17 protein-coding genes are annotated in these 25,666 nt (G+C 51.6%); 3 read left to right on the forward strand and 14 right to left on the reverse strand.

Annotated elements, in window-relative coordinates; all coding sequences use genetic code 11:
• Nucleotides 1–2: 2 nt before the first annotated feature.
• From cysN to CI959_RS18745, 8 genes are all read right to left on the reverse strand, one after another.
• Entirely contained in the window at nt 3–1,445 is a 1,443-nt protein-coding gene (gene cysN, locus CI959_RS18710) for a sulfate adenylyltransferase subunit CysN (protein WP_008772343.1), read from the reverse strand.
• Between the two features lie 12 nt (nt 1,446–1,457).
• A complete protein-coding gene (cysD, locus tag CI959_RS18715; protein ID WP_048928417.1) occupies nt 1,458–2,366 on the reverse strand; it encodes a sulfate adenylyltransferase subunit CysD in 909 nt (302 codons plus the stop codon).
• An 8-nt stretch (nt 2,367–2,374) separates the two neighbouring features.
• Nucleotides 2,375–2,986 (reverse strand): adenylyl-sulfate kinase, encoded by a 612-nt coding sequence (gene cysC / locus CI959_RS18720; RefSeq protein WP_057316959.1) that lies wholly within the window; start codon nt 2,984–2,986, stop codon nt 2,375–2,377.
• Nucleotides 2,974–4,527 carry an SLC13 family permease gene (locus tag CI959_RS18725; protein ID WP_005857436.1) on the reverse strand — a complete coding sequence of 518 codons (1,554 nt, stop codon included), beginning with the start codon at nt 4,525–4,527 and terminating at the stop codon, nt 2,974–2,976. The genes cysC and CI959_RS18725 overlap by 13 nt, the downstream gene beginning before the upstream one ends.
• A 246-nt stretch (nt 4,528–4,773) precedes the next feature.
• Nucleotides 4,774–5,583 carry a 3'(2'),5'-bisphosphate nucleotidase CysQ gene (gene cysQ / locus CI959_RS18730; RefSeq protein WP_057316958.1) on the reverse strand — a complete coding sequence of 270 codons (810 nt, stop codon included), beginning with the start codon at nt 5,581–5,583 and terminating at the stop codon, nt 4,774–4,776.
• Between the two features lie 52 nt (nt 5,584–5,635).
• On the reverse strand, nt 5,636–6,931 hold the full coding sequence (locus CI959_RS18735) for a TolC family protein (RefSeq protein WP_008772350.1): 1,296 nt from the start codon (nt 6,929–6,931) through the stop codon (nt 5,636–5,638).
• 42 nt (nt 6,932–6,973) lie between these two features.
• Nucleotides 6,974–10,054 (reverse strand): efflux RND transporter permease subunit, encoded by a 3,081-nt coding sequence (locus CI959_RS18740; protein WP_057316957.1) that lies wholly within the window; start codon nt 10,052–10,054, stop codon nt 6,974–6,976.
• Nucleotides 10,051–11,082: an efflux RND transporter periplasmic adaptor subunit gene (locus CI959_RS18745; protein ID WP_095231510.1), complete on the reverse strand. Its 1,032-nt coding sequence runs from the start codon at nt 11,080–11,082 to the stop codon at nt 10,051–10,053. Before CI959_RS18745 ends, CI959_RS18740 begins: the two co-directional genes overlap by 4 nt.
• Nucleotides 11,083–11,227: 145 nt before the next feature.
• Between CI959_RS18745 and CI959_RS18750 the strand changes: the two genes are divergently transcribed.
• The gene (locus tag CI959_RS18750; protein WP_005857445.1) at nt 11,228–12,106 is read left to right on the forward strand and encodes an AraC family transcriptional regulator; all 879 of its coding nucleotides are present in this window, start codon (nt 11,228–11,230) and stop codon (nt 12,104–12,106) included.
• A gap of 33 nt (nt 12,107–12,139) precedes the next feature.
• Here CI959_RS18750 and CI959_RS18755 read toward each other — a convergent pair whose 3' ends face one another.
• On the reverse strand, nt 12,140–13,045 hold the full coding sequence (locus CI959_RS18755; protein WP_057316956.1) for a glycyl-radical enzyme activating protein: 906 nt from the start codon (nt 13,043–13,045) through the stop codon (nt 12,140–12,142).
• A 3-nt stretch (nt 13,046–13,048) separates the two neighbouring features.
• Complete coding sequence (gene hypD, locus CI959_RS18760; protein ID WP_057316955.1) at nt 13,049–15,481, reverse strand: trans-4-hydroxy-L-proline dehydratase; 2,433 nt, start codon at nt 15,479–15,481, stop codon at nt 13,049–13,051.
• 345 nt (nt 15,482–15,826) lie between these two features.
• Between hypD and CI959_RS18765 the strand changes: the two genes are divergently transcribed.
• Complete coding sequence (locus CI959_RS18765; RefSeq protein WP_057316954.1) at nt 15,827–18,274, forward strand: ABC transporter permease; 2,448 nt, start codon at nt 15,827–15,829, stop codon at nt 18,272–18,274.
• Nucleotides 18,275–18,348: 74 nt separating this feature from the next.
• Here CI959_RS18765 and xylE read toward each other — a convergent pair whose 3' ends face one another.
• From xylE to CI959_RS18785, 4 genes are all read right to left on the reverse strand, one after another.
• On the reverse strand, nt 18,349–19,896 hold the full coding sequence (gene xylE / locus CI959_RS18770) for a D-xylose transporter XylE (RefSeq protein WP_057316953.1): 1,548 nt from the start codon (nt 19,894–19,896) through the stop codon (nt 18,349–18,351).
• Between the two features lie 96 nt (nt 19,897–19,992).
• Nucleotides 19,993–21,321 carry a xylose isomerase gene (xylA, locus tag CI959_RS18775; protein ID WP_039848599.1) on the reverse strand — a complete coding sequence of 443 codons (1,329 nt, stop codon included), beginning with the start codon at nt 21,319–21,321 and terminating at the stop codon, nt 19,993–19,995.
• Nucleotides 21,322–21,356: 35 nt separating this feature from the next.
• Complete coding sequence (locus CI959_RS18780; RefSeq protein WP_005857456.1) at nt 21,357–22,841, reverse strand: xylulokinase; 1,485 nt, start codon at nt 22,839–22,841, stop codon at nt 21,357–21,359.
• Between the two features lie 12 nt (nt 22,842–22,853).
• Nucleotides 22,854–23,594: an NUDIX domain-containing protein gene (locus CI959_RS18785; protein WP_005857458.1), complete on the reverse strand. Its 741-nt coding sequence runs from the start codon at nt 23,592–23,594 to the stop codon at nt 22,854–22,856.
• A 240-nt stretch (nt 23,595–23,834) separates the two neighbouring features.
• Between CI959_RS18785 and CI959_RS18790 the strand changes: the two genes are divergently transcribed.
• The gene (locus tag CI959_RS18790; protein WP_005857461.1) at nt 23,835–25,655 is read left to right on the forward strand and encodes a TrkH family potassium uptake protein; all 1,821 of its coding nucleotides are present in this window, start codon (nt 23,835–23,837) and stop codon (nt 25,653–25,655) included.
• Nucleotides 25,656–25,666: the final 11 nt, after the last annotated feature.

Consider the following 25,666-nt stretch of genomic DNA (forward strand, 5'->3'; position numbering starts at 1 on the left):
TCCTATCGTTTTTCCGTTATACATTTCACAGATACGCCCTGCCGGCCCAACTCCTCACAAACCTTACGGATCGCCTCATAGTGCTCCTCTCCGATTCCCATCTCCGGGAGGTTCAAGGTAGCCAAAGCGTCTTCCGTCACCATATCTTTAGCGTCCACACGGTCGATGATCATACCCACGGCGGACGTATTATTCGTAATCGGATCGATCAAGATAAACGAGCCGGTTTGCTTATTCCTCCTATACGGATCGAAGAACAACTCCTTGCCGGTAGTAAATACCACACGGCCGATCTCGTTCAGCTCCAGATGATCCACGGAAGACTGCTCCATCGTGTTCACGTTCACCTTATAGCGGATACTATCCACACGGGCACGTGTCGTATGAGTGGTCTGCTTGATGTAGAACTGCTTGTTCACGTCCATGGCTTCCTCATCCATCCACACCAGCATGGCCTCGAAATTACGGTCGCAGATCGGCAAGTTATCCGGGTGCACCAGCATCTCCCCACGGGAGATATCGATCTCGTCCTCCAAGGTGATCGTAATACATTGAGGAGGGAAAGCCTGCTCCAACTCACCCTCGTAGGTGACGATGCTCTTTACCTTCGAGGTCTTCCCGGAAGGCAACGCCATCACCGTATCTCCCTTACGCACGATACCGCTGGCCACCTTGCCGCTAAACCCACGGAAATCCAGATTCGGGCGCAACACGTATTGCACCGGATAACGGAAGTCCTCGTAGTTACGATCCAAGTCGATAGGCACGTTCTCCAGATAATCCAATAAAGACGTACCCTCGTACCAAGGCGTGCGATCACTCTTCTCCACCACGTTATCGCCATCCAAGGCCGACAAGGGGATATACGTGATATCCGGGATATCCAGCGGCTCCACGAAACGTTTATAATCCGCCACGATCCGGTCGAACGTATCCTTGTCGAAGTCCACCAAGTCCATCTTATTCACAGCCAGCACCACATGCTTGATCCCCAGCAAAGATACCAGATAGGTGTGACGGCAGGTTTGCGTGATCACGCCCGTGCGGGCATCCACCAAGATGATCGCCAGATTCGCCGTGGAACCACCCGTGATCATATTCCGGGTGTACTGCTCGTGCCCCGGGGTGTCGGCGATGATGAACTTACGGTTGTTCGTGCTGAAATAACGGTAAGCCACATCGATCGTGATACCTTGCTCACGCTCGGCCTTCAAGCCATCCAGCAACAAAGCGTAGTCGATATGCTCGCCGGCGTTGCCCATACGCTTGCTGTCACGCTCCAAGGCATCCAACTGATCCTCGTATATTTTCTTACTATCAAACAGCAATCGGCCTATCAAGGTCGATTTGCCATCATCCACCGAGCCGGCGGTCAAGAATCTCAGCAGGTCCTTCTGCTCGTCCTTATCTAGGAATTCCTTTATATTTAATTTTGTATCTGCCATGTCTCTTCTGTGTTAAAAATACCCTTCCCGTTTCTTCTGCTCCATACTAGCGTCTTGATCGAAGTCGATCACACGGGTCGTACGCTCGCTCTTCGTCGTGGTCATCATCTCCTCCACGATTTTCTCGATCGTATCCGCCTCGCTCTCCACGGCGCCGGTCAGCGGCCAGCAGCCCAACGTACGGAAACGGACCATACGCATACGGATCTGGTCCCGGTATTGCTCCGGCAAGCGGTCGTCGTCCGCCATGATCAAATTACCGTCGATCTCCACGCACGGACGCTCCTTGGCGAAATACAAGGGAACGATCGGGATATTCTCCAGACGGATATATTGCCAGATATCCAGCTCCGTCCAGTTCGATAGCGGAAATACACGGATGCTCTCGCCCTTATGCACACGGGCGTTATAGATATCCCACAACTCCGGGCGCTGGTTCTTCGGGTCCCATTGATGGAACTTATCGCGGAACGAGAAGATACGTTCCTTCGCACGGCTCTTCTCCTCGTCACGGCGAGCGCCGCCGAAAGCGGCGTCGAACTTATATTTATCCAAGGCATGAAGCAAAGCCTGCGTCTTCATCAAGTCCGTATGCACCTTGCTTCCATGCGTGAACGGGCCCACGCCCGCATGGAAAGCCTCCATATTAGACTCCACGATCAGGTTCCAGCCGAATTTCCTCGCGTAAGAATCACGGAACTCTATCATCTCCTTAAACTTCCATTTCGAATCGATGTGCATCAACGGGAAAGGAACCTTACCCGGAGCGAAAGCCTTCTCGGCCAAACGGACCATCACGGAAGAATCCTTCCCGATGGAATAAAGCATAACAGGATTCTCGAACTCGGCGGCTACCTCACGAATGATATGGATAGACTCGGCCTCCAGCTCCTGTAAATGACTTAACTTGTAATCAGACATATCTTTTTTCAGTGTTTAATTTCTACTTTCGGTACGATCAACTCCAACAACCGGCTCACGGATTGCTCCACGCTCAATACGGAGGTATCCAAGGACAGGTCCGGACGTTCCGGCGCCTCGAACGGGGCGGAAACCCCGGTAAACTCCTTGATCTCGCCTTTCCGGGCCTTGGCATACAGGCCTTTCACGTCACGGCGTTCGCACTCGGCGAGCGGCGTACTTACGTAAACCTCCAAGAAATCCGCTTTACCGATGATAGCGGACGCCATCTCTCTCAACTCATTGTTCGGGCTGATAAAAGCCGCTATGGTTATAACACCCGTATCGACAAACAGTTTACCCACCTCGGCGATCCGGCGTATATTCTCCACCCGGTCCTCCGGCGAGAACCCGAGATTATTGTTGATACCACTGCGGATATTATCCCCGTCGAGGATGCGGCAAAGCAATCCCCGTTTATGCAACTCACGCTCCAAAGCGATAGCGATCGTGCTTTTCCCCGAGCCACTCAAACCCGTGAACCACACCATCACGCCCCTTTGTCCCAAAAGCGCCTCTTTATCCTCACGACCCAGCATACGGTCGAAAATCGGATAGATATTATTTTCTAAAACTTCCATATCATAGGTATTACAAACACGGAGATCAAGAACGTGATCAAGTTCAAGGGCAAGCCCACCTTCACGAAATCCGTGAACTTATAGCCTCCCACGCCTTGCACGATCAGGTTGGTCTGGTAGCCGATCGGCGTACTGAAACTAGCCGACGCCGCCATACAGATCACGACAAAGAATGGGGTCGGATCAACGCCTAATTGCGTAGCTACCGACAAAGCGATCGGGAAGCTCAATGCCGCCGCAGCGTTATTCGTGATCAACTCCGTAAATATATTGGTAATAATAAATAGAATCGCCAGCAACGCATACGGCCCCAAATTGTCGGCCATACCGATTATATGGCGGGCTATCATGGAGGCAAAGCCGGAATTCTCCATGGCCTTGCTGATAGCGAAAGCGCAAGCGATCGTTATCAAGATATCCCAAGAAATGTATTTCGTGTATTTTTTAGGCGGGAAAAGCTTCGTCCACGCCATGATGATTGTCGTAATACAGACAAAGAAGAACATATCCAAGCGCATACTTGGAACGGCCTCTTTCACGACTGGCAACTCTCCTACCGTCGCCCCCGTAATCATAAAGATCAACAGTCCTAAAGCCAGCCAACGTTTCTTCTTCGATACCGGCTCCGTTGCCTCATTACCATTCGCCAACATCAAGAAGACACTAGACTCACCCCATGTAGGGATAAAAGAATCGTCCGCCCACAACACCAAGGTATCGCCCTCATGCAACACCACCGTATCCAGATTACGGGTAAAACGCTGTCCGCCGCTTTTCACCTCTTTCACGATCGCCCCGTAATGGCGGGTAAAGTTAAACTCTCCCAAGGTCTTGTTGATACCCGGGAAGCGTGCGCCCAGCACGGCCTCCACCCGGTGGAAATTCCCGGGATTCTCATCCTCCCCGTCTTCGGATACCGTATCCGTCCTCGAGTCCGGAAGCAGCTTGTTCGAGAAAGCGAACAAATATAAAATACCGGCGATAGCGATAAAAATACCGACTTTCCCCAGCTCAAACATCGTAAAGCCCTCATATCCCGCCTCCAGAATCATGCCGTGCACCACCAGATTCGTAGAAGTACCGATCAAGGTACATATACCGCCCAATATCGTGACATACGAGAGAGGGATCAAGAATTTCGTGGCCGGAAGCTTCACCGCCTCTGCCCATCGCTTGATGATCGGGGCGAAAATAACCACCACCGGCGTATTATTCAGGAACGCCGACACGAAAGCTACGGGCGGGAGCATCCTCGCCTGCGCCTTGAAGACGGTGGTCTTCCCCTCGGGAAGCAGTTTCTTGATCAATTGGCCTAAAGCCCCGCTCTGCCGCACTCCCTCACTGACAAGGAAGAGCATGGCTACGGTTATCATCCCTTTATTGCTAAAGCCCTCCAGCATCTCCTTGGGAGTAAGAATGCCTACGCAGAGAAAAAACACGACCACTGTCAGAAGAACCATTCCCGGCCGCATCTTATCCCATACCAAGGCTGCGATCATGCCGATCAGGGCCAGCAACACAAACACTATATCAAAATTCATGTATTTACTTTTAAGAGCGCAAAAATAATAAGAATACTCAAGTGCGCACTCCTTTCGCTAACCTATTTTTAGGATTATATGGGATATAGACCAATAATGATTGATTCTGGGCCAACTTATATTCTTACAAGGTAGTCTTCTAAATTTCGTTCATAACCAAATAAACAAGAATGCATTGTACGGCTTGAAGAGACGGAGCATGCTCCGTCTCCCACCGCTGACAGTAACTTAAAATACACATCCCCCTCACTTCACGATAAACCACGGATTATGCAAATCTTCCTTGTTATAGCGAAGCGGGGTCTTGCCGTCGATATGATATATGTCGCAACCGGCAGACTTGGCGATGGCGTGGCCGGCGGCGGTATCCCACTCCATCGTCGGGGCGAAACGGGGATAGATATCGGCCGAGCCTTCCGCTACCAGACAAATCTTCAGGCTGCTGCCGCTACTGATCAACGTAACGGGCTTTCCCTGCTTGCGGAGATTATCGATGAAAGCGGTGGTCTCCTCCGTTTGGTGAGACCGGGATGCCACTACCACGATTCCCTGATGCGCCAGCGCCATCGGCAAATGTATCGCCCGCTGCTTCATCTCGTCCATCGAGGGCTGGCTGCTGCTATCGATTCCTGTAAACTTATAAGCACCCACAGAGGAGGAGGCGAAATACAACTCCTTCCGGACGGGCACATAAATGACGCCCAACACGGGCACACCCTTCTCCACCAAGGCGATATTCACGGTAAACTCGCCGTTTTTCTTGATAAACTCCTTGGTACCGTCCAGCGGGTCCACGATCCACAGCGTCTCCCATTTGGAGCGCTCCTTGAACGGGATCTCCTTTCCTTCCTCGCTTAAGACCGGAAACGGGGTAACGGACAAAGCGTTTGTTATCAATCGATGGGCCGCCTTATCCGCCTTTGTCAACGGCGAGTTGTCTGCTTTTCTCTCTATCCCGAAGTCTGATTCGGGGTCGTTATAAATATCCATGATCGACTTGCCTGCGTCTACCGCGGCACGGATCGCTATGTAAAGATAATTGGCGTAGCTCATCATCACTTCTCGTTTTATTATTTGTTAATAAGCAAATATATGGAAAAAAAACAAATTAACGCCCTGTCGCCTGTAAATATTCCGTACGTTTGATCAAATAAGCCGTATAATCACCCGTATACTGGTCACGGCTTTGCTGGAGGAGCGATTGGGCGTCCAGAAGATCGCTCAGCGTAACCGTGCCCGCCTTATAATAGTCCGTATTAAGGCGGACATTCTCCTCGGCCGTCGCTATGGATTCCTCCGAGAGCTTGACTTGCTTATAAGACTCCTCCAGCTCGTTCCAAAGCTTCCGCATTTGCACCAACAGAAGCTCATTGGCGTTTTGGCGGGAATACTCGGCCGCCTTCACCTGAAGCTTTTGCTTCCGGATGGCGTGCGAGCCGCCCCACCAATCACTGATCGGAATCGCTACGGTAGCGAAAACCATGCCGAACGGACGGTCCTTATCCAGTAAGTTGTGATACATATACCCGGCTCCGATCCCCACGGTGGGCAAGTATTGCCCAACCTTCAGCTTTTGTTGAAGACGGGCGGCCTCCACGTTCTTCTCCAGCAATTTATAAGAGAGTGTCGTAGGGAGCGCCTCCTCATGGCTCACCCGGTAAAGCTCCGGGGAGGGCACCTCGGCGGGCAGCGTGAAATCGATCTCGAAATCATCTTCCCCGATACCGATATATTGAGCCAGCACCATCTTGGAAAGGCGCAAGCCGTTCTCCACCCGCAGGCGGTCGCTCGCCACGCCGTTCTTTTTCAACTGGACTTGCAGTAGGTCATTACGAGTCGTCACGCCGGCGCCGACCGCTACCTCCACATCCTTATAAAGACTCCCCACCAAGGATTCCACGATCTCGATCGTCCTTAATTTCTCGTGAAGGGAGATCCATTGCCAGTAATACCGCTCCACCGTCAGGGCTACCTCATCCTCGGATTGGCGCATCTGGTAACGGCTCACCTCGAGCGCCAAGTCGGCCAGCTTATTGCCGTTCACGATCTGTCCGCCGGCGAACACGGGCTGGATAGCGGTCACCCCACCCAGCAAGCCGTCATCCATCATCGACAACTCGAGAAGGCCCGGTATCACGCTCATATCCATCATCCCGTGGTTCGCCTTAAAAGCTGTTCCCACGGCGCTGACATTCGGGAAGTATTTCGTAAAGGCCTCCTTTTTTCCTTCCCTCGCCTCTTCTACGTCTAAGCGGGCGTTCTTCATCTTCGCGTTATTCTCCAAAGCCATTTCCCGGCATTCTTCCAGCGATAATGTCCGCTGGGCGCTCACGGTCCCCACGCATAAGACGAGGGAACCGACGATGCCATATATCCATCTTTTTATCATCTCTTTTTTCCGCATATATTCATTCCTATATTATATCCTAATCCACATCCGTATCATTCATTTATTCCCGAATATCTTCCAATAGAAAACAGGCAGGATGATGACCGCCAAGATCATCGAGAAGACCGTTCCCGAGCAGATCACCACACCCATCGGCATCCAAAGGGAACTGCCGCTGATGATCATGGGCACCACGCCCACGGCCGTTGTAGCCGAGGTCAGGAAGATCGGGAGCATGCGTCGCCGGCCGGCGTCGAAGGCGGCATCCCTCGGGCTATAATGCTTATGGAGCCGCAGGTCTTGCGCATGCTCGAATATCAAGATAGCGTTTCGCACCACGATACCGATCAAGCTAATAACGCCCAAGACGCACGTCAAGCTGAAATCGATATGGAACGCCCACAAGCCCAGCGCCGCCCCGAACAAGGTGAGCAGCAACGAGGACAGGGCCGCCAACGCCAAGCCGATCTTCTTGAAATTGACCAACAGGAAGAAGAAAACAATGATCACGGCGATCGCCAAGCCCTGCATCAGCGGGTTCATCGTCTCGAAATCCAGCTCCTTGGCTCCACCGTACTCGTACGTCACGCCCTCGGGCAAGGTCGGGATAATATGGCTTTCCATGACTCGCTCGATCCGTTTCTGCATAGCGTTCTGGTTGGTCCCCCGGGTTACCTCGGCGAAGACGCTCAAGGTACGCACGCCGTTGCGACGGACGATCTGCCCATCATTCCAGCCTCCCTCGATCGTGGAGACTTGCCGGAGCGGGACGCTCACGCCGGGGACGATGGTGGGAAGATACTGGTCGCCGACCTTATCGAACGCGTCACCCTCCCCTTTCTTATCGGATCTCAGCTGGATCGGCAAAGCGTAATCGCCTTCCCAGAGGGAGCCAACCGAGAGGCCGTCGTAACGGATCGCCAGATCGGCCGAGGCCATCGCCTTCGTGATCCCGAGGCGGGAGGCTTCCACTGGGTCCAATCGAACCCGTACGTCGGGTAAGGCCTCCTCATAATTGGTGTGTACCCAGACCAAGCCGTCCATCTCACGCAACACGGCCATCAAGGAATCCCCGGCCTGCTTCAACCGGGCGATATCGTCTCCCATGAAACGGACCTCTAAAGGAGAGGATACGTTTTGGTAATCCAGTTGCTTGAACTTCACGTAAGCGTCGGGGAAATAATCGGCGTAGCGGTCCGTATAATCATCCAACACGCTACGGGTGGCCTCTACCGAGGCGGTGTTGACAATGAACTGGGCGTAATTCTTCCCGGCCAAGTTCGGGGCGTAGGTAGCTTGGAAACGGGGCGAGGAAGTTCCGATAAAGGAGGTGACGGACAGGATGCGCTCATCTTCCGACAACAGCTTATAGAGACTATCGCTCACGGCGGCGGTACGGTCCAGCGAGGTTCCCTGCGGGAGATAGATCTCGACGGCGAACTGATCCCGGTCGGCTATCGGCATCATACGCTGGCTCAGTTGGGTGATCATCAGGATCGCCAAGGCAACCGTCAAGACGCCCAGACCGATCGTGGTTTTCGGGAAACGGAAAGTCCACGTCAGTGCCCTCGTATAGACGGCCTGTACGGTATCCAGCAGATTGAACCTCTTCTTGCCCGTATTCTCCCGCCCGGACTTCAATCCCTTCTTGATCAAGACCCGCTCCAGCAGCGGGATAAAGACCATCGCCACCGCCAGCGACACCATGAGGGAGATGGAAAGCGTCCAAGGGAAGAAGGTCACGAAATCCAACATCTGCCCCGTCATCGTGAAAAGCAACGGGAAAAAGATCACGCAAATACACAGCGTAGCCAACAAAATCGAGCTGAAATAGTTCTTGGCGCTATAGACGGCGGCGTACCAACGGGAATAGCCCTTGTCCAGATATTCCAGATAGGCGTCTATCACGATGATGGAGTTATCCACGATCATGCCCAATACCACGATCAAGGCGGCCAGCGTCACCGTATTCAGCGGGATGCCGCAAGCGTACATGACACCGATCGAGATAAAGACACTGATCGGGATGGAAGTAGCCGCAACCAATGCCGAGCGGAAAGGGAAGAGTACCATCATCACCAAGATCACGACCACGATGGACACAAACAAATCCCGCACGAAGGAACTTACCGAGTCTCCCACCACCTTCGGCTGGTCGGCGATCCGGCGGATCGAGACACTCTCGGGAAGATCCCGCTCGAAAGCGTGCAATACCTCGTCTACCTCCTTTCCGTATCGTACGATATTATGGCCCTCACGCATCTCCATGGAAAGGATGATCGCTTTCTTGCCGTTGTTCGTTATATAGCTATCCGGCTCGGGATATTCCCGCACGATACGGGCCACGTCTTTCAAGCGGATCATATGCCCGTCGGCATCGGCCAGCAGGATCTGCTCGCCTACCTCCCGCTCCGAGGGATAGGTCACGGAAAGGTGGATGGGAATGTCCAAGCCGCCATTCTCCAAGGAGCCGGAGGCGGTGGTAAAGCCTTGGGTGAACAAGGTTGTCATCAGCATACGGGTGTCTAGGCCATAAGCGGCTAGCTTGTCTGGATCCAAGTAGACCGAGATCTGCTCGTTTTGTACCCCGTAACGGCGCAGGTTGGATACGGACTCGATCCGGCGCAGGCGGTCTTCCAGCGTCTCCATGTATCGCTGCAATTCCCGGTAGGTCTTGTCTTCCGATTCCAAGGTGATCAATAAGGCGGAAGTATCGCCGAAATCATCATTCGCGATGACGGCGAGTACGCCCGAGGGCAGTTGCGACTTGAAGTTCTGCAAGCCGAGCTTGATCTTCGACCAGACCTCGTCTTTATTGTTCACGTCGTCGTTCAGCTCCACCATCACGTACACCATTCCATCCCTTGACATGGAGTACGTCTTTTTCTTCTTTACCTCCTTGAAGGTAAACAGGTATCTCTCCAAAGGCTTGGCCAACTGCTCCTCCACCTCTCCTGAAGTCGCCCCGGGGTAAACACCCACTACCACGCCTTGGCGGATGGTGAACTCCGGAAACTCCTGTTTCGGCATGTCCACCAAACCCAAAATACCCAACCCGACCAGCACGGTAATCACCAGCAACGTGATCTGGTAATGACGCATGGTCCATTCGATCACTCCGTTTTTACGTTCTCTCATAACGCACGCACTCTCATGCCCTCACGGATTTTCTGGTAACCGCCTATCACGACGATATCCCCCTCGTTCAACCCTTCCAGAATAAACAAGCCTTGCTCCGTCAAGTCGCCCGTCCGTACGGGCGTAGCTTTCGCCTCTCCGTCTACGATCTTCCAGACGAAACGCCCCCCGTCGTTCGCTATCAGCACGGCGTTGTTCGGCAAGGCGATAGCCGGCACGGATTCCTCTCCCGACAGGCGTACATCGCAAACCATGCCGGGCAACAAAGCGCCAGACGGGTTCTCCAGCCGGATCTTCGCCTCGTAAGTATGGGAGATAGGGTTGGCCACGATGCCTTTCTCCGTCACTTTCCCCTCAAAACATTGTCCGCCCAGAGCGGCTACCTTTATCATGGCGGCTTGATCGCCTAGCGTGGCGACCTCGTTCTCCGGGACGGCGATCTTCACGTTTACCGTCTCTATCCTTAACAAGGAGAAAACCGGTTGCCCGGGCTGCACGTTCTCTCCCGCCTCAACCATGCGCTTGCCGATAACGCCGCCGAACGGGGCATACAGGTTCCGGTCCTCAAGGTTTTTCCTCGAGATTCGCTCCATGGAACGGGCCTGTTCCAATTTGCTCTCCACCTCTACCCATTTCATATCCGGCAGGCTCTTATTCTCGTGCAAGGTTCTCATGCGGGCATAGGCGTCCTCCGCTTGTCGCAAGGAAGCTGCCGAGGCGTTATAGGCGTTTTCCAGCGTCGCCTTGTCTAACACCGCTAGTAGTTGGCCCTCACGGACCTTCTGCCCCTCGCCCACCAATACTCGCTCTACATTACCCATCACCTGAAAACTAATCGAGGAAGATACGACCTCCTCTACCGTTCCCACATAATTCCTTGTATCAGCCGGAACGGTCTTCGCTACCTTCACGATCTCCACCGGGATCTCTTTACTATCCCGTCCCTCTTTTTGACTGCCCGAACATCCGGACAGCACGAATACGACGGATAATAATCCTCCATAAACAATGCCTTTCATCCTTTTCATATCCTATGATTTATTATACCGCGAAGATGATGAGTTTATCCACTCCAAAGAAGTTCCGTTTTGCAACCAAATTGTCCCATTTGACACATTTCAATTGGATTATTCTATTATTTCACTAATTTTATCGCCCAAACAAGAATAAATTATGAACGTAACAGATCTACCTCAAGCTTGTATCTCTCTTATCGAGAACGTACCCGGCATAGACTTCATCGACGAGGATTTCGCCATATTCGATAACATCGACGATATTCCCTCGCTCGACCATCCGATGCGAATAGACGCCGTCGTATTCGCGCTTTGCACGAAAGGCTTCATGCGTATACGGATCAATATGGAGGAATATGTCGTAGGGGAAAACCATCTCGTATTGTCCCTGCCCGATCAGATCATCCAACACGTGGAACGTAGCGAGGACGTGGCCGGGATCTTCATCGTCATCTCCAAGAATTTCATGGAGGAGATCATTCCTCATATACAGAATACCTTGCCGGCGTTCTTCTACATCAAGGAGCATCCGGTCACTGAGTTGAATGCCGAGGAGATAGGTTGTATCAAGGAATATCATTCTTTTCTCTGGAAGAAAGTGAAAGCGAAAGGGCATCCTTACCGGAAAGAGATTGCCCAGAGCTTATTGTTGGCGGTATTCCACGAGGTTTACGGCATGTTTAAGAATCATATGCCGATCGAGGTGAAGAAGAGCCGGCAAGAGGAGTTGTTCGCGGCGTTCATACAAACGCTCGCCTTACATCATAAGCAGGAACGGTCGGTAGCTTTCTACGCCGGGAAATTATGTGTGACTCCCAAATATTTATCCCTTTTGGTAAAGAACGTCAGCAACCGTACAGCCGGGGAATGGATCGATAATTACGTTGTCTTGGAGGCGAAGGCGTTATTATCCTCCTCCACCCTTTCCATCCAAGAGATATCAGACCGGCTAAACTTCACCAACCAATCCTTCTTCGGTAAATACTTCAAGCAACACGTCGGGATATCGCCTACGGAGTATCGGAAGAAATGGTAAAATGAGGGCGAGCAGTTCCCACCCCTATTCTAATTATCCTCCGATCAACGCGGTTATCCCACAGGAGGCGAATTGATCGATACACCTTTGCAGGACTGCTTCGGAAGGGGTGGATAGCGGAAGGTGCCCGGGATTGTAGAGGGTTCCTCGCTTATCGTGCTTACCTTTTCCGATGTCGTGGTACGGGAGGAGATTGACGACTTTCCGCTCCCACGGCAAGGAGGCTAGGAAGGTGGCAGAACGGGATATATTCTCCTCGTCCACATTGACTCCCTCGATCAACGGGATACGGATGAGGAAGTCTATGCCGGCCTCGGCGATCATCCGAAGATTGGAGAGGATACGCTCGTTCGGGACACCCGTGAAACGACAATGGCTACCGGAATCCATATGCTTTAAATCCACCAGAAAAAGATCCGTGCGCTCCATTACGCTACGGACGGTATCCGGCGAGGCGAACAAGGTCGTATCCACCGCACGATGGATTCCCAACGCTCCGCAACGATCCAGCAGGGCAACCAAGTCCGACGGATGCGACAACGGCTCTCCCCCGCAGAAGGTAACGCCTCCCTCGGAGCGATCCATAAAGACCGTCTCTTTCTCGATCTCACGCATGACCTCGTCGATAGAATACTCACGGCCGGACATCTCCATCGCCAAGGTGGGACAAACCTCGGCGCATCTACCGCATGTCCGGCACAGAGACCGATCCGTGACGATACCCGCCTCCGTCAAGGTCAACGCCCCGGTGGGGCATACATCCACGCAGGCCCCGCAACCTATGCACTTCTTTCTCGTATACAGCTTCTCCGCCCGGGGCGAGATGCCTTCCGGGTTATGGCACCATACGCAGGCAAGCGGGCATCCTTTCATGAAGATCGTGACACGGATGCCCGGCCCGTCGTTTATGGCGTATCGTTTGATATCGAATAACAGCATGGCTCAGAAAGTCTCTTGCTCCGTCCGTGCGATCACGTCCGCTTGCAAATCGGCGTTCATATCGTTGAAATAGTCGCTATAGCCCGCTACACGGACCAGCAGATCCCGGTAGTCCTCCGGGCACTTCTGGGCGGCGTAAAGCGTTTCCGTATCCACGATGTTGAATTGGATATGATGGCCACCCAAGGCGAAGTAGCTACGAATCAAGGAGGCCAGTTTCGAGATATCCTCCTCCCGCCGGAGCAGGCTGGGCAGGAAGCGTTGGTTCAGCAGCGTGCCGCCGCTCTTCACCTGATCCAGCTTACCGAGGGACTTGACAACGGCGGACGGCCCGTGGGTATCGGCTCCGTGCGAGGGCGAGGTACCGTCGGAGATGGCACACCCGGCCAAGCGGCCGTTCGGGGTGGCTCCCATCACCTTGCCGAAGTAGACATGGCAAGTGGTGGATAACATATTCAAATGGAAACACTCCCCTTTCGTATTCGGCTTGCCCTCGATCGCATCATATAAATCGTCGAAGACACGGACGGCGATCTGGTCGGCGTACGGATCATCGTTGCCAAAGAAAGGCGTACGGTTCAGGATCATTTGGCGCATCGGCTCATGTCCCTCGAAATTATCCGCCATCGCATCCAACAAGGCTTCCATCGTGAAGGTCTTATCCTCGAAGACGTGTTTCCGCAAAGCGGAAAGGCTATCGGTTATCGTGCCTAATCCGGTACACTGGATATAAGTGGTATTGTAACGAGGCCCGCAATTGTAGTAATCCTTACCCTTCGCGATACAATCATCGATAAACAGGGAGAGGAACGTGGCGGGGGCGTACTTGGCGAACATGCGGTCGATATAGTTGCTGACCCGCACCTTCATGTCCACGAAATAATGGATCTGGCGCATGAACGCCGCGTAAAGCTCCTCATACGTCCGGAAACCACGGGGATCGCCGGTCTCCAGACCGACCTTGCGGCCGCTTACCGGATCTACGCCGTTATGCAGCGTCACCTCCAATATCTTCGGCACGTTCAGGTAACCGGTCAGCACGTACGCCTCCTTCCCGAAAGCGCCCACCTCGATGCAACCGCTGCAACCTCCCTCGCGGGCATCACGCAGCGACTTGCCTTGCCGCATCAACTCCTGCACGTACACATCCGGGTTGAATACCGACGGATAGCCGTGGCCTTGGCGGATCACCTTGCATCCGGCACGGAGGAAACGCTCCGGCGTACGGGCACTGACGTGGATGGCGCTGCCGGGCTGGAGGATATGCAGCTCCTCGATCGTCTCCAACATGATATAGGAGACCTCGCTTACGCCGTCGCTGCCGTCCGCCCGGATGCCGCCGATGTTCAGGTTCGTGAAATCGTTATAGGTCCCGCTCTCCTTCGCCGTGATACCCACTTTCGGCGGGGCGGTATGATTGTTTACCTTGATGAAGAAGCAAGACATCAACTCTTTCGCCTCGTCACGGGTCAAGGTTCCGGCGGCGATCTCTTTCTCGTAAAAAGGCGCCAGATGCTGGTCGAAATGGCCAGGGTTCATGGCATCCCAACCATTCAGCTCCGTGATCGTACCTAGATGGACAAACCAGTACATCTGGATCGCTTCCCAATAGGTACGGGGAGCGTGGGCGGGAACCCAGCGGCATACCTCGGCGATCTTCCTCAGCTCAGCGGCACGACGAGGATCTTTTTCGGTGAGAGACATCTCGTCGGCCAAGTCCGCGTGTCGCTCGGCAAGCAGGATAGCGGCGTCGCAGGAGATAGACATGGCCGTCAGCTCCTCCTGCTTGTCCGTGGCCTCGGGGTCGTTCATGAAATCCAAAGCGCTTAGTTCCCCCTCGATACGTTTCTTCAAGTCCAGCAAGCCATATTGGTAGACCTTGCCGTCCAAAGCGGTATGCCCGGGGGCACGTTGCTCCATGAACTCGGTGAACATACCCACCTCGTACGCCTCTTTCCATTCCTTGGGGACGTGGCTGAAGATGCGCTCCCGCTGGGTACGGCCTTTCCAGTACGGGATCACCTCCCGCTCGTAAGTATCGATATCTTCTTGGGAGATTGTGTAACGTTGCAGCTCCCGGGTATTCAATATATGCAGGTCCTCCACGCTATGGCAGGTAAGTTCCGGGAAGGTAGGCACGGCCTTGGGGCGGGGCCCCCGCTCGCCAACGATCAACTCGTCCTCGCCGATATAGATCGTCTTCCGCTTGCAGATCTCAAGGAAGTTCAAGGCACGCAGGATAGGGATCGGATACTTTCCGTAATTCTCCCGATAAAAACGGGTCTCGATCAAGGCCCGCTCGATCGATAGGGAAGGTTGGGCCTCGAAGGTCTGCCGGCGCAAACGTTTGATACGGTCGTTCATCCCGAAATTGTTCGCTCCTACGGAAGAGACGGTATCATGTACGCATGAATGTGTGTGATGGGTCGTATTCATAAAATTATATGTTTTATCGTAGAGGTAGGATCTATCCGCCCTCATCAAGGTTATTTTTTATTGTTACACAGGACGGGCATCCCCGCCCCCATGAGTTTATATAGGGAGAGTATCTGCTAGAGATAAAACATCAGGCAGTTGAAAAGCATCCGATAGCCTTTGTGTAACATAGCGCTTGTTTCTTTTTGAAGTATGATGGCAAAAATAAGGAAATTATTGATAATATCACAATTCATCAACAGAAAGTAACCGTTTGTCAAAAAAATAACACAGGAACGTAAATAAAGGAATAGCTTTGCTTTGTATTTCCAGATCAAAGGGTTTAAAATTAAAAGAACTTATACCATGCAAAGTACATTCAAGAACCTGCTTTATGTCTTGAGACATTATAAATTAGCGACGGTCACTAATCTTTTAGGACTTAGCTTCGCTTTCCTGTTATTCATGCTGATAAGCATACATGTCGGTCATGAATATAGCTTCGACGCTTCCCTCTTGAACAGGGAAAGGATCTTTCAGTTAGAAAACAAGCGGGATGACGGGATATGGGAGGCTAATTTCGCACGTCCACAACTCGAGCGTTTCATCGCCGCCTCCCCTTATATAGAAGCGGCCGCTATCACAAACAACCTTGTTTACTCCTCCGTACGTTTTGGGATATCAGCCAGTGAAGGGCCCGACGCACGGAGCTATATGGAGCAGGTGGAACGGATCACCCCGGAATATGCTAAGGTCTTTGGCTTCGAACTGGTGGCCGGCGATACGGATTGCCTGAAACGTCCGGAAGGGACGCTGATCCCAGAGAGCATGGCCCGGAAACTCTTCGGCGAGGAAAATCCTATCGGGAAGCCGGTTTATCTGTCGGAGTTCGCCGGGGCCGAAGGCTCGATTATATATGGGCTTAGTTTTGAGCCGGCATATATCGTGGGAGGCGTCTTTCGCGATTTCCCGGAAAACACCCGGGTGAAGAATGCCCTGTATATCCCGATCATGGAGAAAGAGATGATGGAAAACTGGCATACCGGCCTTTACTATTGTTATCTGCTGATGTCGACGCCGGAATCCGCCTCTGTCACTACCGAGACCTATATGGCCGATAGCCGGGCTTTCCTGAAAAGTTTCACGATCGAGGATATGCGCCTCCGGCCCTTGTCAGATCTCTATTTCGGCCAGCCGGTCCGAGCGGACGCCGCTCCCATCGGTAATAAGCTACGGACGAATATGTTATTCTTTATCGCCATCCTGATCATAGGTATCGCCTTGGTCAATTATATCAACCTGTCGATAGCCTTGGCGCCGATACGCACCAAGTCGATCACCATCCAGAAAGTGCTGGGAAGCTCGGACGCCACGCTACGGAAGTATCTGGTCTTGGAGTCCTTGGGAATCTCGGTTGTCGCCTTCTTCCTCGCCTTGCTTTTCCTGTTATTTTTGAATAACGTGCAATGGGTCACGAATATGGTGGGGCATCCGTTGAACCTGTATGCCAACTGGAAGATTCCGGCGTACACATTCTTCCTTGTCGCAGGCGGCGGTATACTAGCCGGTTTGTATCCTGCTTTCTATATCACCTCGTTTCCTCCTGTCATGGCGCTGAACAAGTCTTTTACCCTTAGCGACCGGGCCAAGAACACTCGCAAGTTACTTATAGGGTTCCAGTTCGTTATCTCGATCACGCTGATTGTCGGAGCGTTGTTCGTCTCCTTGCAAAACAGATATATAGGGAACGTGGACTTGGGGTTTAACAAAGAAAACGTACTGGAGGTAAGACTAAGCATGGGGGCGGCCTTGAAAAAGGGCGAATTGTTCAAGGCACGTCTCTTGGAAAGCCCCGCTATCCGTGATGTTTCCTTTAGTGAGTTCAAATTTGTCTCGGACGAATCACGTTCTTTCATCGGGTATAATTACAAAGGCCAACATTATTATATGAGCTGGCTGGGAGTATCCGCCAATTTCCCGGAGCTAATGGATGTAAAGATGATCGCCGGAAGGAAGTTCCGGCCGACGGATGAGGCGGCGGATAACACACAGGCCGTTTGCCTCCTTAGCGAGACGGCAGCGAGGGAGATCGCCTCGGGTCTTTCCCCCGAGAAACCGGACGACCTATCGGACTTGGTAGGAACAAGCATCACGGATAATGATATACCGGTACGGATTGTCGGTATCTTTGAGGATGTCCATTATGAATCCCTGTATAAAGAGTTACGCCCGATGGGACTTTGGACCTCGGCTAAGAATCATTACCGCCGTTCGGTGCCGGAAAGATACGCTTATGTCAAGATCGCCGGCGGAAATCCCCGGACGGCTATCGAGCATATCCGGAAGGTAACGGATGAATTGATCCCGGGTTATCCGGCCGATATCCATTTCTTTGATACGGCGCTGGAGGAGCTTTACAGTAAAAGTGGGCGGCAGGGAGCGCTGATTACCGCCCTTTGCCTGATGGCCGTCTTTTTATCCCTCGTGGGAGTATTCGGACTGGTTATCTTTGAGTTACAGGGACGGGAAAAGGAGATAGCCGTGCGGAAAGTACATGGGTCCACGGTCCGGCAAATCCTTTGGATGCTGAACTCGTCTTTCCTACGGATCACGCTCGTCTGTTTTATTATCTCGATCCCGCTTGCTTACTATGGGGTGCATATTTGGTTACGAAGCTTCGCTTATAAAACGCCGATCTACGTATGGGTATTTTTAGTGGCTTTGGTAATCATAATGACACTGACCGTATCTACGGTTACTTTCCAGAGTTATCGGGCGGCGATGGCAAATCCGGCGTCTAAATTGGGGCATTAAGGTTCATTACGAAAAAAGGACGGGTAGATTGATCCGTCCTTTTTTACTCATATATTATCTTGTCTCAGGTTTGGTTACCGTTTCCAATAACCTTCCATCTCCTCCAGCGTCTTTCCTTTCGTCTCGGGGACAAATTTCCAGATGAACAACGCCGCCAATATACCCATCACGCCATAGATCCAATAGGCCATACCGTGATTGAACGTATCGGTCAAGTATTGATTCTTATCCAGCATCGGGAAAGTCCATGATACCAAGAAGTTGGCGATCCACTGCCCCGCCACGGCGATACTCATTACTGTGGAGCGGATCGAGTTCGGGAAGATCTCGGCCAGTAACACCCAGCAGACCGGTCCCCACGACATAGCGAATCCCGCCGTATAAACCAGCATGCAGACCAATGATCCCATACCCACCGAACGCGTATAGAAAGTAGTACCCAAGATCAACATAGATACCGCCATGACGAGCGCCCCGATAATCATCAACGGACGGCGTCCGAACTTATCCACCGTGAAAATAGCCAATACGGTAAACGACAGGTTCACCGCCCCTACCACGATCTGTTGCAAAAGGGCGGCGTCCGTGGCCGCTCCCATCGTCTTGAAGATCTCCGGGGCATAGTAAAGCACCACGTTGATCCCCACGAATTGCTGGAAACCGGAGAGCAACACGCCCACCAAGATGATCAGCACGCCAAACGACCGGATCGGGAACAGCAAGGCGATACAGAAACTAGCCAACAAGGCGATCTCCAATGCGTTCGTATTACCTGCCCACGACAACAACCCGTAGCCGATCAAGAACAGCGCCAGCCAAGTCCCCATAAACCGGAAGTAAGGCTTCATCGACGGAGCTTTCGTCTTGAAACTCTCCTGTATCTCCTCCAGCTCATACCCAGCGGTCTCCAAATCCGTCAAACGGTTCAAGATAGCCAACGCCTTCTCCGTACGCCCACGCATCACGAGGTAACGAGGCGTCTCCGGCACGAACATCAAGAACGAGAGGAACAATACCGCCGGAATAATCTCAGAAGCAAACATCCAACGCCAGCCGATCGTATTCAGCCAAGCGGCATCTCCTTGAAGGGCGATCGTATAATTCACGAAATAGACCACCAGCATACCAAAGATAATGGCAAACTGATTCCATGCCACCAGATTCCCCCGGCGATCGGCCGGAGCCACCTCGGCGATATACATCGGCGATACCATGGAGGCCAGCCCCACGCCGATACCTCCCAGAATACGATAAGCCACGAACGCGTACATAAACGTATGATCACCACTTCCGGGCATGCCGATAAACAGCTCCGGCCAAGCCGAGCCGATAGCGGAAAGCAAGAAAAGGATAGCGGCCAGTATCAACGTAGGCTTCCTGCCGTAACGCTGGCTGATCCACCCGGCGAACGAGGCGCCGAGGATACATCCGATCAACGCGCTACTTACCACGAATCCCTCCAAGGCGTTCGCCTGATCCAACGGAAGTCCTTGCGGCTCGATGAAGAACTTACGCAAAGACTCTACCGTACCGGAGATCACCGCCGTGTCATACCCGAACAGCAGACCTCCCAAGGTAGCGACCAAGGTAAGAGCGAAAATATAAGTGTTGTTATTTTTCATGGAATAGATTTATTCATTAAAAACTGAGAATTGAGAGCTGAAAACTAGGGCTTACGCACGATAATTTTCAATTCCCAATTCTCGATTTTCAATTATTTAGATATGCAGATTTACAATCATCTCGTATAATTCCTGCTTACCGCTGATCTGTTTCGGCTCGCCGTCACGCAAAGCGATCGTACGAAGATCTTCCAGCGTAAGCTTGCCATCCTCGAATGCCTTGCCCTCGCCGGCATCGAAACTAGCGTAACGCTCGGCACGCATCTTGCGGTAGTCTGAGTTCTCAAGGATATCGGCGGCGATCATCAAGGCACGGGCGAAAGCGTCCATACCACCGATATGAGCGATGAAGATATCCTCCAAGTCCGTAGAATTACGGCGGGTCTTGGCGTCGAAGTTCGTACCTCCGGTAGTCAAGCCACCTCCCTCAAGGATAACCAGCCAAGCCTGTGCCAGCTCATAGATATCCATCGGGAATTGATCCGTATCCCAACCATTCTGGTAATCGCCACGGTTCGCGTCGATACTGCACAACATGCCGGCGTCGGCGGCGGCTTGCAATTCATGCTCGAATGTATGTCCGGCCAAGGTAGCGTGGTTCACCTCGATATTCAAGGCGAAATCCTTGTCCAATCCATAATGGCGAAGGAAGCCGATCACGGTCTCCGAATCCACGTCATATTGATGTTTCGTCGGTTCCATCGGTTTCGGCTCGATCAGGAACGTACCCTTGAAACCGTTCTTGCGGCCATAATCACGGGCCATCGTCAACATCATGGCTAAATGATCCTTCTCACGTTTCATGTTCGTATTCAATAGGCTCATATACCCCTCACGGCCGCCCCAGAACACGTAGTTCTCGCCCCCTAAGGCGATACAAGCGTCAATAGCGTTCTTGATCTGCGTGCCGGCGCATGCCACGGTCGGGAAATAAGGGTTCGTAGCGGCACCGTTCATATAACGCTTATGTCCGAACACGTTAGCGGTAGACCATAGCAGTTTCTTTCCGGTAGCGGCTTGATGCTCCTTGGCATGTTCCACCATCGTCTGCAAACGTTTCTCGAACTCGCCCAGCGTAGGAGCCTCGTCCACCACGTCCACGTCGTGGAAGCAATAGTAAGGAATATTACATTTGGTCATAAACTCGAAAGCGGCGTCCATCTTGTACTTCGCACGGGTGATAGCGTCCGTGCCGTCGTTCCAAGGGAATGACTTGGTTCCACCACCAAACTGATCGCCTCCCTCGGCACATAAAGTATGCCAATAAGCCATAGCGAAGCGTAAATGATCCTTTAGCGTCTTACCCATTACTACCTTATCCGCGTCATAATAATGAAATGCCAACGGATTTTTTGACTCACGTCCCTCAAACTGAATCTGTCCGATTCCCGGGAAAAATTCTTTCTCTCCTTTAAAGTAACTCATAATAATATATATTAAAAATGTAAATAATTCAGCCGTTAAATAGATTGTTCCAATCGTTCCTTCCAAATCTCGAACGCCCCGCAATAAGCATTCGCCTTGAAACCGTCCGGCTCGATCACGTTGATCTTCTTCAAGGAAGCGAACGCTTCTTCCGCATTCTTGTAAATACCGGCACCCATACCGGCACCCTTGGCCGCCCCTACCGCACCGTTCGTATCATACAGTTCGATCACCGTACCCGTCACGCCCGCCAAAGCATCCCGGAAGATCGGGCTTAAGAACAAGTTCGCGTTCCCCGCACGGATTACCTGAATATCGATCCCCATCTCATTCATGATATCCATACCGTATTTAAAGGCGAACACGATACCTTCTTGCGCCGCCCTAGCCATATGCGCCTTGGTATGTATGTTGAAGTTCAATCCATGAACCGAGCAATCGATCTGCTTATTCTGCAACATACGCTCCGCCCCGTTTCCGAACGGCAAGATCGAAAGGCCGTCGCAACCGATGGGAACCGTAGCCGCCAAATCATTCAACTCATTATAGTTGATGCCTTCCGGCGCTATATTCCGTTTGATCCAAGAATTAAGGATACCGACCCCGTTGATGCACAACAAGACACCCAAGCGGGTCTGCTCCATCGTATGATTCACGTGGGCGAACGTATTCACACGGGAAAGCGTATCGTAATTCACCTTGCCGTTCACGCCATACACCACTCCGGAAGTCCCACCGGTAGCCGCTATCTCGCCCGGATTCAATACATTCAATGATAAAGCGTTATTCGGCTGATCACCCGCACGATAGGTAACCGGCGTACCTTTCTTCAGTCCCAACTCGGCCGCAACCGAGGCGGTAACCTCGCCCTGCAAACCGAACGTCGGACGGATATCGGCGATCAGATCCTTACTGAATCCATAATAATTCATCAACTCCTCCGATAAGGCATTATTCTTGAAGTCCCAGAAAATCCCCTCCGACAAACCGGAAACCGTAGTCACGATATCCCCCGTCAGACGCATAGCGATGAAATCTCCCGGCAACATGATCTTATGGATACGGTCGTAGATATCCGGCTCGTACTCCTTGATCCAAGCCAGCTTAGAAGCGGTAAAATTACCCGGCGAGTTCAATAGGTGGGAAAGGCATCGCTTCTCGCCTATATTCTTAAACGCACGCTCGCCATAAGGAACAGCACGGCTATCGCACCAGATAATAGATGGACGAAGCACCTCCATCTTCTTGTCCACCACCACCAAGCCATGCATCTGGTACGAGATACCGATCGCCTTGATATCCTCGCCTTTCACCTTCGCCTTGCTCATGGCACCTTTCATAGCGATCTTCACGTACGACCACCAATCCTCCGGATTTTGCTCCGCCCACCCCGGGCGCAACGCCTTGATCGGGGCCTCTTCTTTGGGATAAAAATCCGCACCTATTGTTAACCCGGTCTCCTCATCGACAATAGAGACCTTGATGGAAGAACTTCCAATGTCACATCCTAACAGACACATAATCGTATGGTTTTATATCTTATTAAACTTCGAACGTTGTTGATTATATTTCACCTTATCAAACCGATAATACCGTGCGGCACGATGGGCGACCCCGTCTTGCATATCCTCCGTGGGCACCACGTAATCCAAGGAATTCATCTTCTTATGAAAATTGCGCACGTCCATCTCACGGTTATAGATCACCTCGTACGTGCGCCTAAGCTGGAACGCCGTGAACTTCATCGGCATATAGTCGAAAATGATAGCGGGCTCCTTCTCCACCCAATTACGGATCTCCTGTATGGCAGCCTCGATAATCTCTTTATGATCGAATGGCAAGCGAGGAAGCTCGTCGATAGGGCACCAACGGATCGAGTCGGATTTATCGGCCGGACACGTCTTCCTGCTGTTCTTGCACAAGGCGAGATAAGCGACCGTGATCAACCGTCCGATCTTCACCTTGGATGTCGCCTCCAGCCACATCACGTCCAACCGGTTCGAGGTACGGGCGGGAGAACCAAAACAACGGAATTGTTTCAATTGGACACGCTTCAAGCCGGTCGAATCATTCAGTATCCGATAGGCGGCGTCATCTAAATCCTCGTTCTCATAGATCAGGCTGCCGGGTATTTTATAGCCGATCAACTCGCCTTCCTCACTTTTTCGCTCCGCCAACAGCACGGTGAGCTTGTCATCATTGATGCCGAGAAGAACGCAGTCTACGGAAACATAGGGGGAAAGCATCTCTCTATTCTCGTTTTGTGTATCCATGATATCAGTAATTAGATTTGCGCAAATATAAGTATTTTTCTAAACAAAGCAATTACAAAAGGTCTTTTTTGCACATCCTAATTGATTATTTTTCTGATATTTCAGTATCGTACATCATACAATATGCTATACAACACATAATGTAAGTAAAACAATTAGTACGAGAACAAATAATGAAGGCGCTTTCACGTACCTCTAACTTTTATTTCCTACATTTGTTATATTTATAAAACATCGGACATGAATCTAAAAAACATATACTTCTCTTGGCTGATTTATTGGGGTAAAATGAAGGGATTGCTGAACGGGATAGCGGAAGCGATCATCCTACTCGCCTCCTTAGCCTCTTTCTTCGTATTGATCTACCAATTCGGCTTTGTACAGACACCCGATTCCGTCCATATCCTAGAGCGCTCCCGCCCATTCATCCTGCTAGCTTTTTTCACGGGCATAACACTCCGGTACGTGGTGAGGTTCCAAGAAATCATACAGGAGAAAATGTTGTATCTCGATATCAGCATCTATTTCCTTTTATTCGCCGTATTATCCAGCAAGATATTTTTCAAGGATGCCATAGCGCACTCTTTGCCTTATTTGTCTTTCCTTACGAAACCTCTCTTCGTATATGTCTTATTATTGCTGCTTAGCACGATTCACTTATCCCGGCAGACGTTCACGCTGATGCAGACACGGATCAAGCCCTCGTTGCTTTTCTTGCTCAGTTTCGTGTTCGTGATATTGGTCGGGGCCGGGTTGCTATCGTTGCCGAACGCCACTACGCACCGGATCCCGTTTATCGACGCTTTGTTTATCTCCACGACCTCGGTATGCGTAACCGGACTAACCACCGTCGACGTAGCCACTAGTTTCACGCATATCGGGCATATTATCATCATGATTTTAATACAGATCGGCGGTATCGGGGTCATGACATTTACCTCTTTCTTCGCCCTCTCCTTCATGGGGAAATCCTCTTTTACGAGCAAGATGATGCTGAAAGATATGTTGAACGAAGATCGGACGGGAGGGTTGTTCCGGGTCATCTTAAACATTCTTTTCGTGACCTTGTTTATCGAGGGGATCGGCGCCTATTTTATTTATATGGACGTACGGGGAAGCCTGCCGGGAGGTACGCAGCAGGAATTATTCTACGCAATGTTTCATGCCGTGTCCGCTTTTTGTAACGCAGGGATCTCTACCTTGAGCGGCAATATGTACGATCCGTTAGTGGCGGATAAGTACAACCTCCATTTCTGGATAGCCATGCTGATTATATTCGGAGGCTTGGGCTTCCCGATCGTCTTCAATTACCTGAAACTCTTGCATCACTTGCTGATGAATGGTATCAAGATATTGATCGGTAAGCAAAAGCATTATATCCATACGCCCCGTATTATTAATGTACATACGTACATTGTTGTTATATCTACCTTGATCCTGTTAATTACCGGAACGGCTTTCTACCTCTTTTTCGAGTATGACAATACCTTGGGCGACCTTCCCCTGCGGGGGAAACTGGCAAATGCGTTCCTAGGCGCCGTCACGCCTAGAACGGCAGGATTCAACGTAGCGGATATGGCTACATTGGCCCCTCCGACCTTAATGCTGACGTTGATTCTTATGGTAATCGGAGCCGCCCCTATGTCCACCGGCGGCGGATTGAAAGTGACCACCGTTTTCGTAGCTTTGGTTACGACCCTGAACGCCGCACGCGAGAAAGATAAAGTGGAAGTGAGAAAACGGGAGATCGCCCCATTCGCCATCCGCCGGGCATTCGCTATCATCATGATGTATTTCATGTGGGTGGCGATCGCTACGTGGGTATTATCCTATACGGAAAAAGGGGCGCCGCTGTTCTCCCTATTGTTCGAGGTTGTTTCCGCCTTGAGTACCGTAGGCTTGAGCATCGATTATACCCCTCACCTCACCCCTATCGGGAAAATCATCATTATCAGCACGATGCTGGTCGGGCGTATCGGGGTATTGGCCTTCCTCGTAAGTTTCTGCAAGGAATACACGAAAAAGGACTATACATATCCACAAGAAAATATATTAATGTAAAAATAAGATAG

This window comes from Parabacteroides sp. AT13 (assembly GCF_002272965.1).
In the GTDB taxonomy this organism is placed as follows: Bacteria; Bacteroidota; Bacteroidia; order Bacteroidales; family Tannerellaceae; genus Parabacteroides; species Parabacteroides distasonis.

Coding starts and splice junctions, on each gene's coding strand:
- cysN (WP_008772343.1), bottom strand. CDS start 1,445: ATGGCAGATACAAAATTAAATATAAAGGAATTCCTAGATAAGGACGAG.
- cysD (WP_048928417.1), bottom strand. CDS start 2,366: ATGTCTGATTACAAGTTAAGTCATTTACAGGAGCTGGAGGCCGAGTCT.
- cysC (WP_057316959.1), bottom strand. CDS start 2,986: ATGGAAGTTTTAGAAAATAATATCTATCCGATTTTCGACCGTATGCTG.
- CI959_RS18725 (WP_005857436.1), bottom strand. CDS start 4,527: ATGAATTTTGATATAGTGTTTGTGTTGCTGGCCCTGATCGGCATGATC.
- cysQ (WP_057316958.1), bottom strand. CDS start 5,583: ATGATGAGCTACGCCAATTATCTTTACATAGCGATCCGTGCCGCGGTA.
- CI959_RS18735 (WP_008772350.1), bottom strand. CDS start 6,931: ATGCGGAAAAAAGAGATGATAAAAAGATGGATATATGGCATCGTCGGT.
- CI959_RS18740 (WP_057316957.1), bottom strand. CDS start 10,054: ATGAGAGAACGTAAAAACGGAGTGATCGAATGGACCATGCGTCATTAC.
- CI959_RS18745 (WP_095231510.1), bottom strand. CDS start 11,082: ATGAAAAGGATGAAAGGCATTGTTTATGGAGGATTATTATCCGTCGTA.
- CI959_RS18750 (WP_005857445.1), top strand. CDS start 11,228: ATGAACGTAACAGATCTACCTCAAGCTTGTATCTCTCTTATCGAGAAC.
- CI959_RS18755 (WP_057316956.1), bottom strand. CDS start 13,045: ATGCTGTTATTCGATATCAAACGATACGCCATAAACGACGGGCCGGGC.
- hypD (WP_057316955.1), bottom strand. CDS start 15,481: ATGAATACGACCCATCACACACATTCATGCGTACATGATACCGTCTCT.
- CI959_RS18765 (WP_057316954.1), top strand. CDS start 15,827: ATGCAAAGTACATTCAAGAACCTGCTTTATGTCTTGAGACATTATAAA.
- xylE (WP_057316953.1), bottom strand. CDS start 19,896: ATGAAAAATAACAACACTTATATTTTCGCTCTTACCTTGGTCGCTACC.
- xylA (WP_039848599.1), bottom strand. CDS start 21,321: ATGAGTTACTTTAAAGGAGAGAAAGAATTTTTCCCGGGAATCGGACAG.
- CI959_RS18780 (WP_005857456.1), bottom strand. CDS start 22,841: ATGTGTCTGTTAGGATGTGACATTGGAAGTTCTTCCATCAAGGTCTCT.
- CI959_RS18785 (WP_005857458.1), bottom strand. CDS start 23,594: ATGGATACACAAAACGAGAATAGAGAGATGCTTTCCCCCTATGTTTCC.
- CI959_RS18790 (WP_005857461.1), top strand. CDS start 23,835: ATGAATCTAAAAAACATATACTTCTCTTGGCTGATTTATTGGGGTAAA.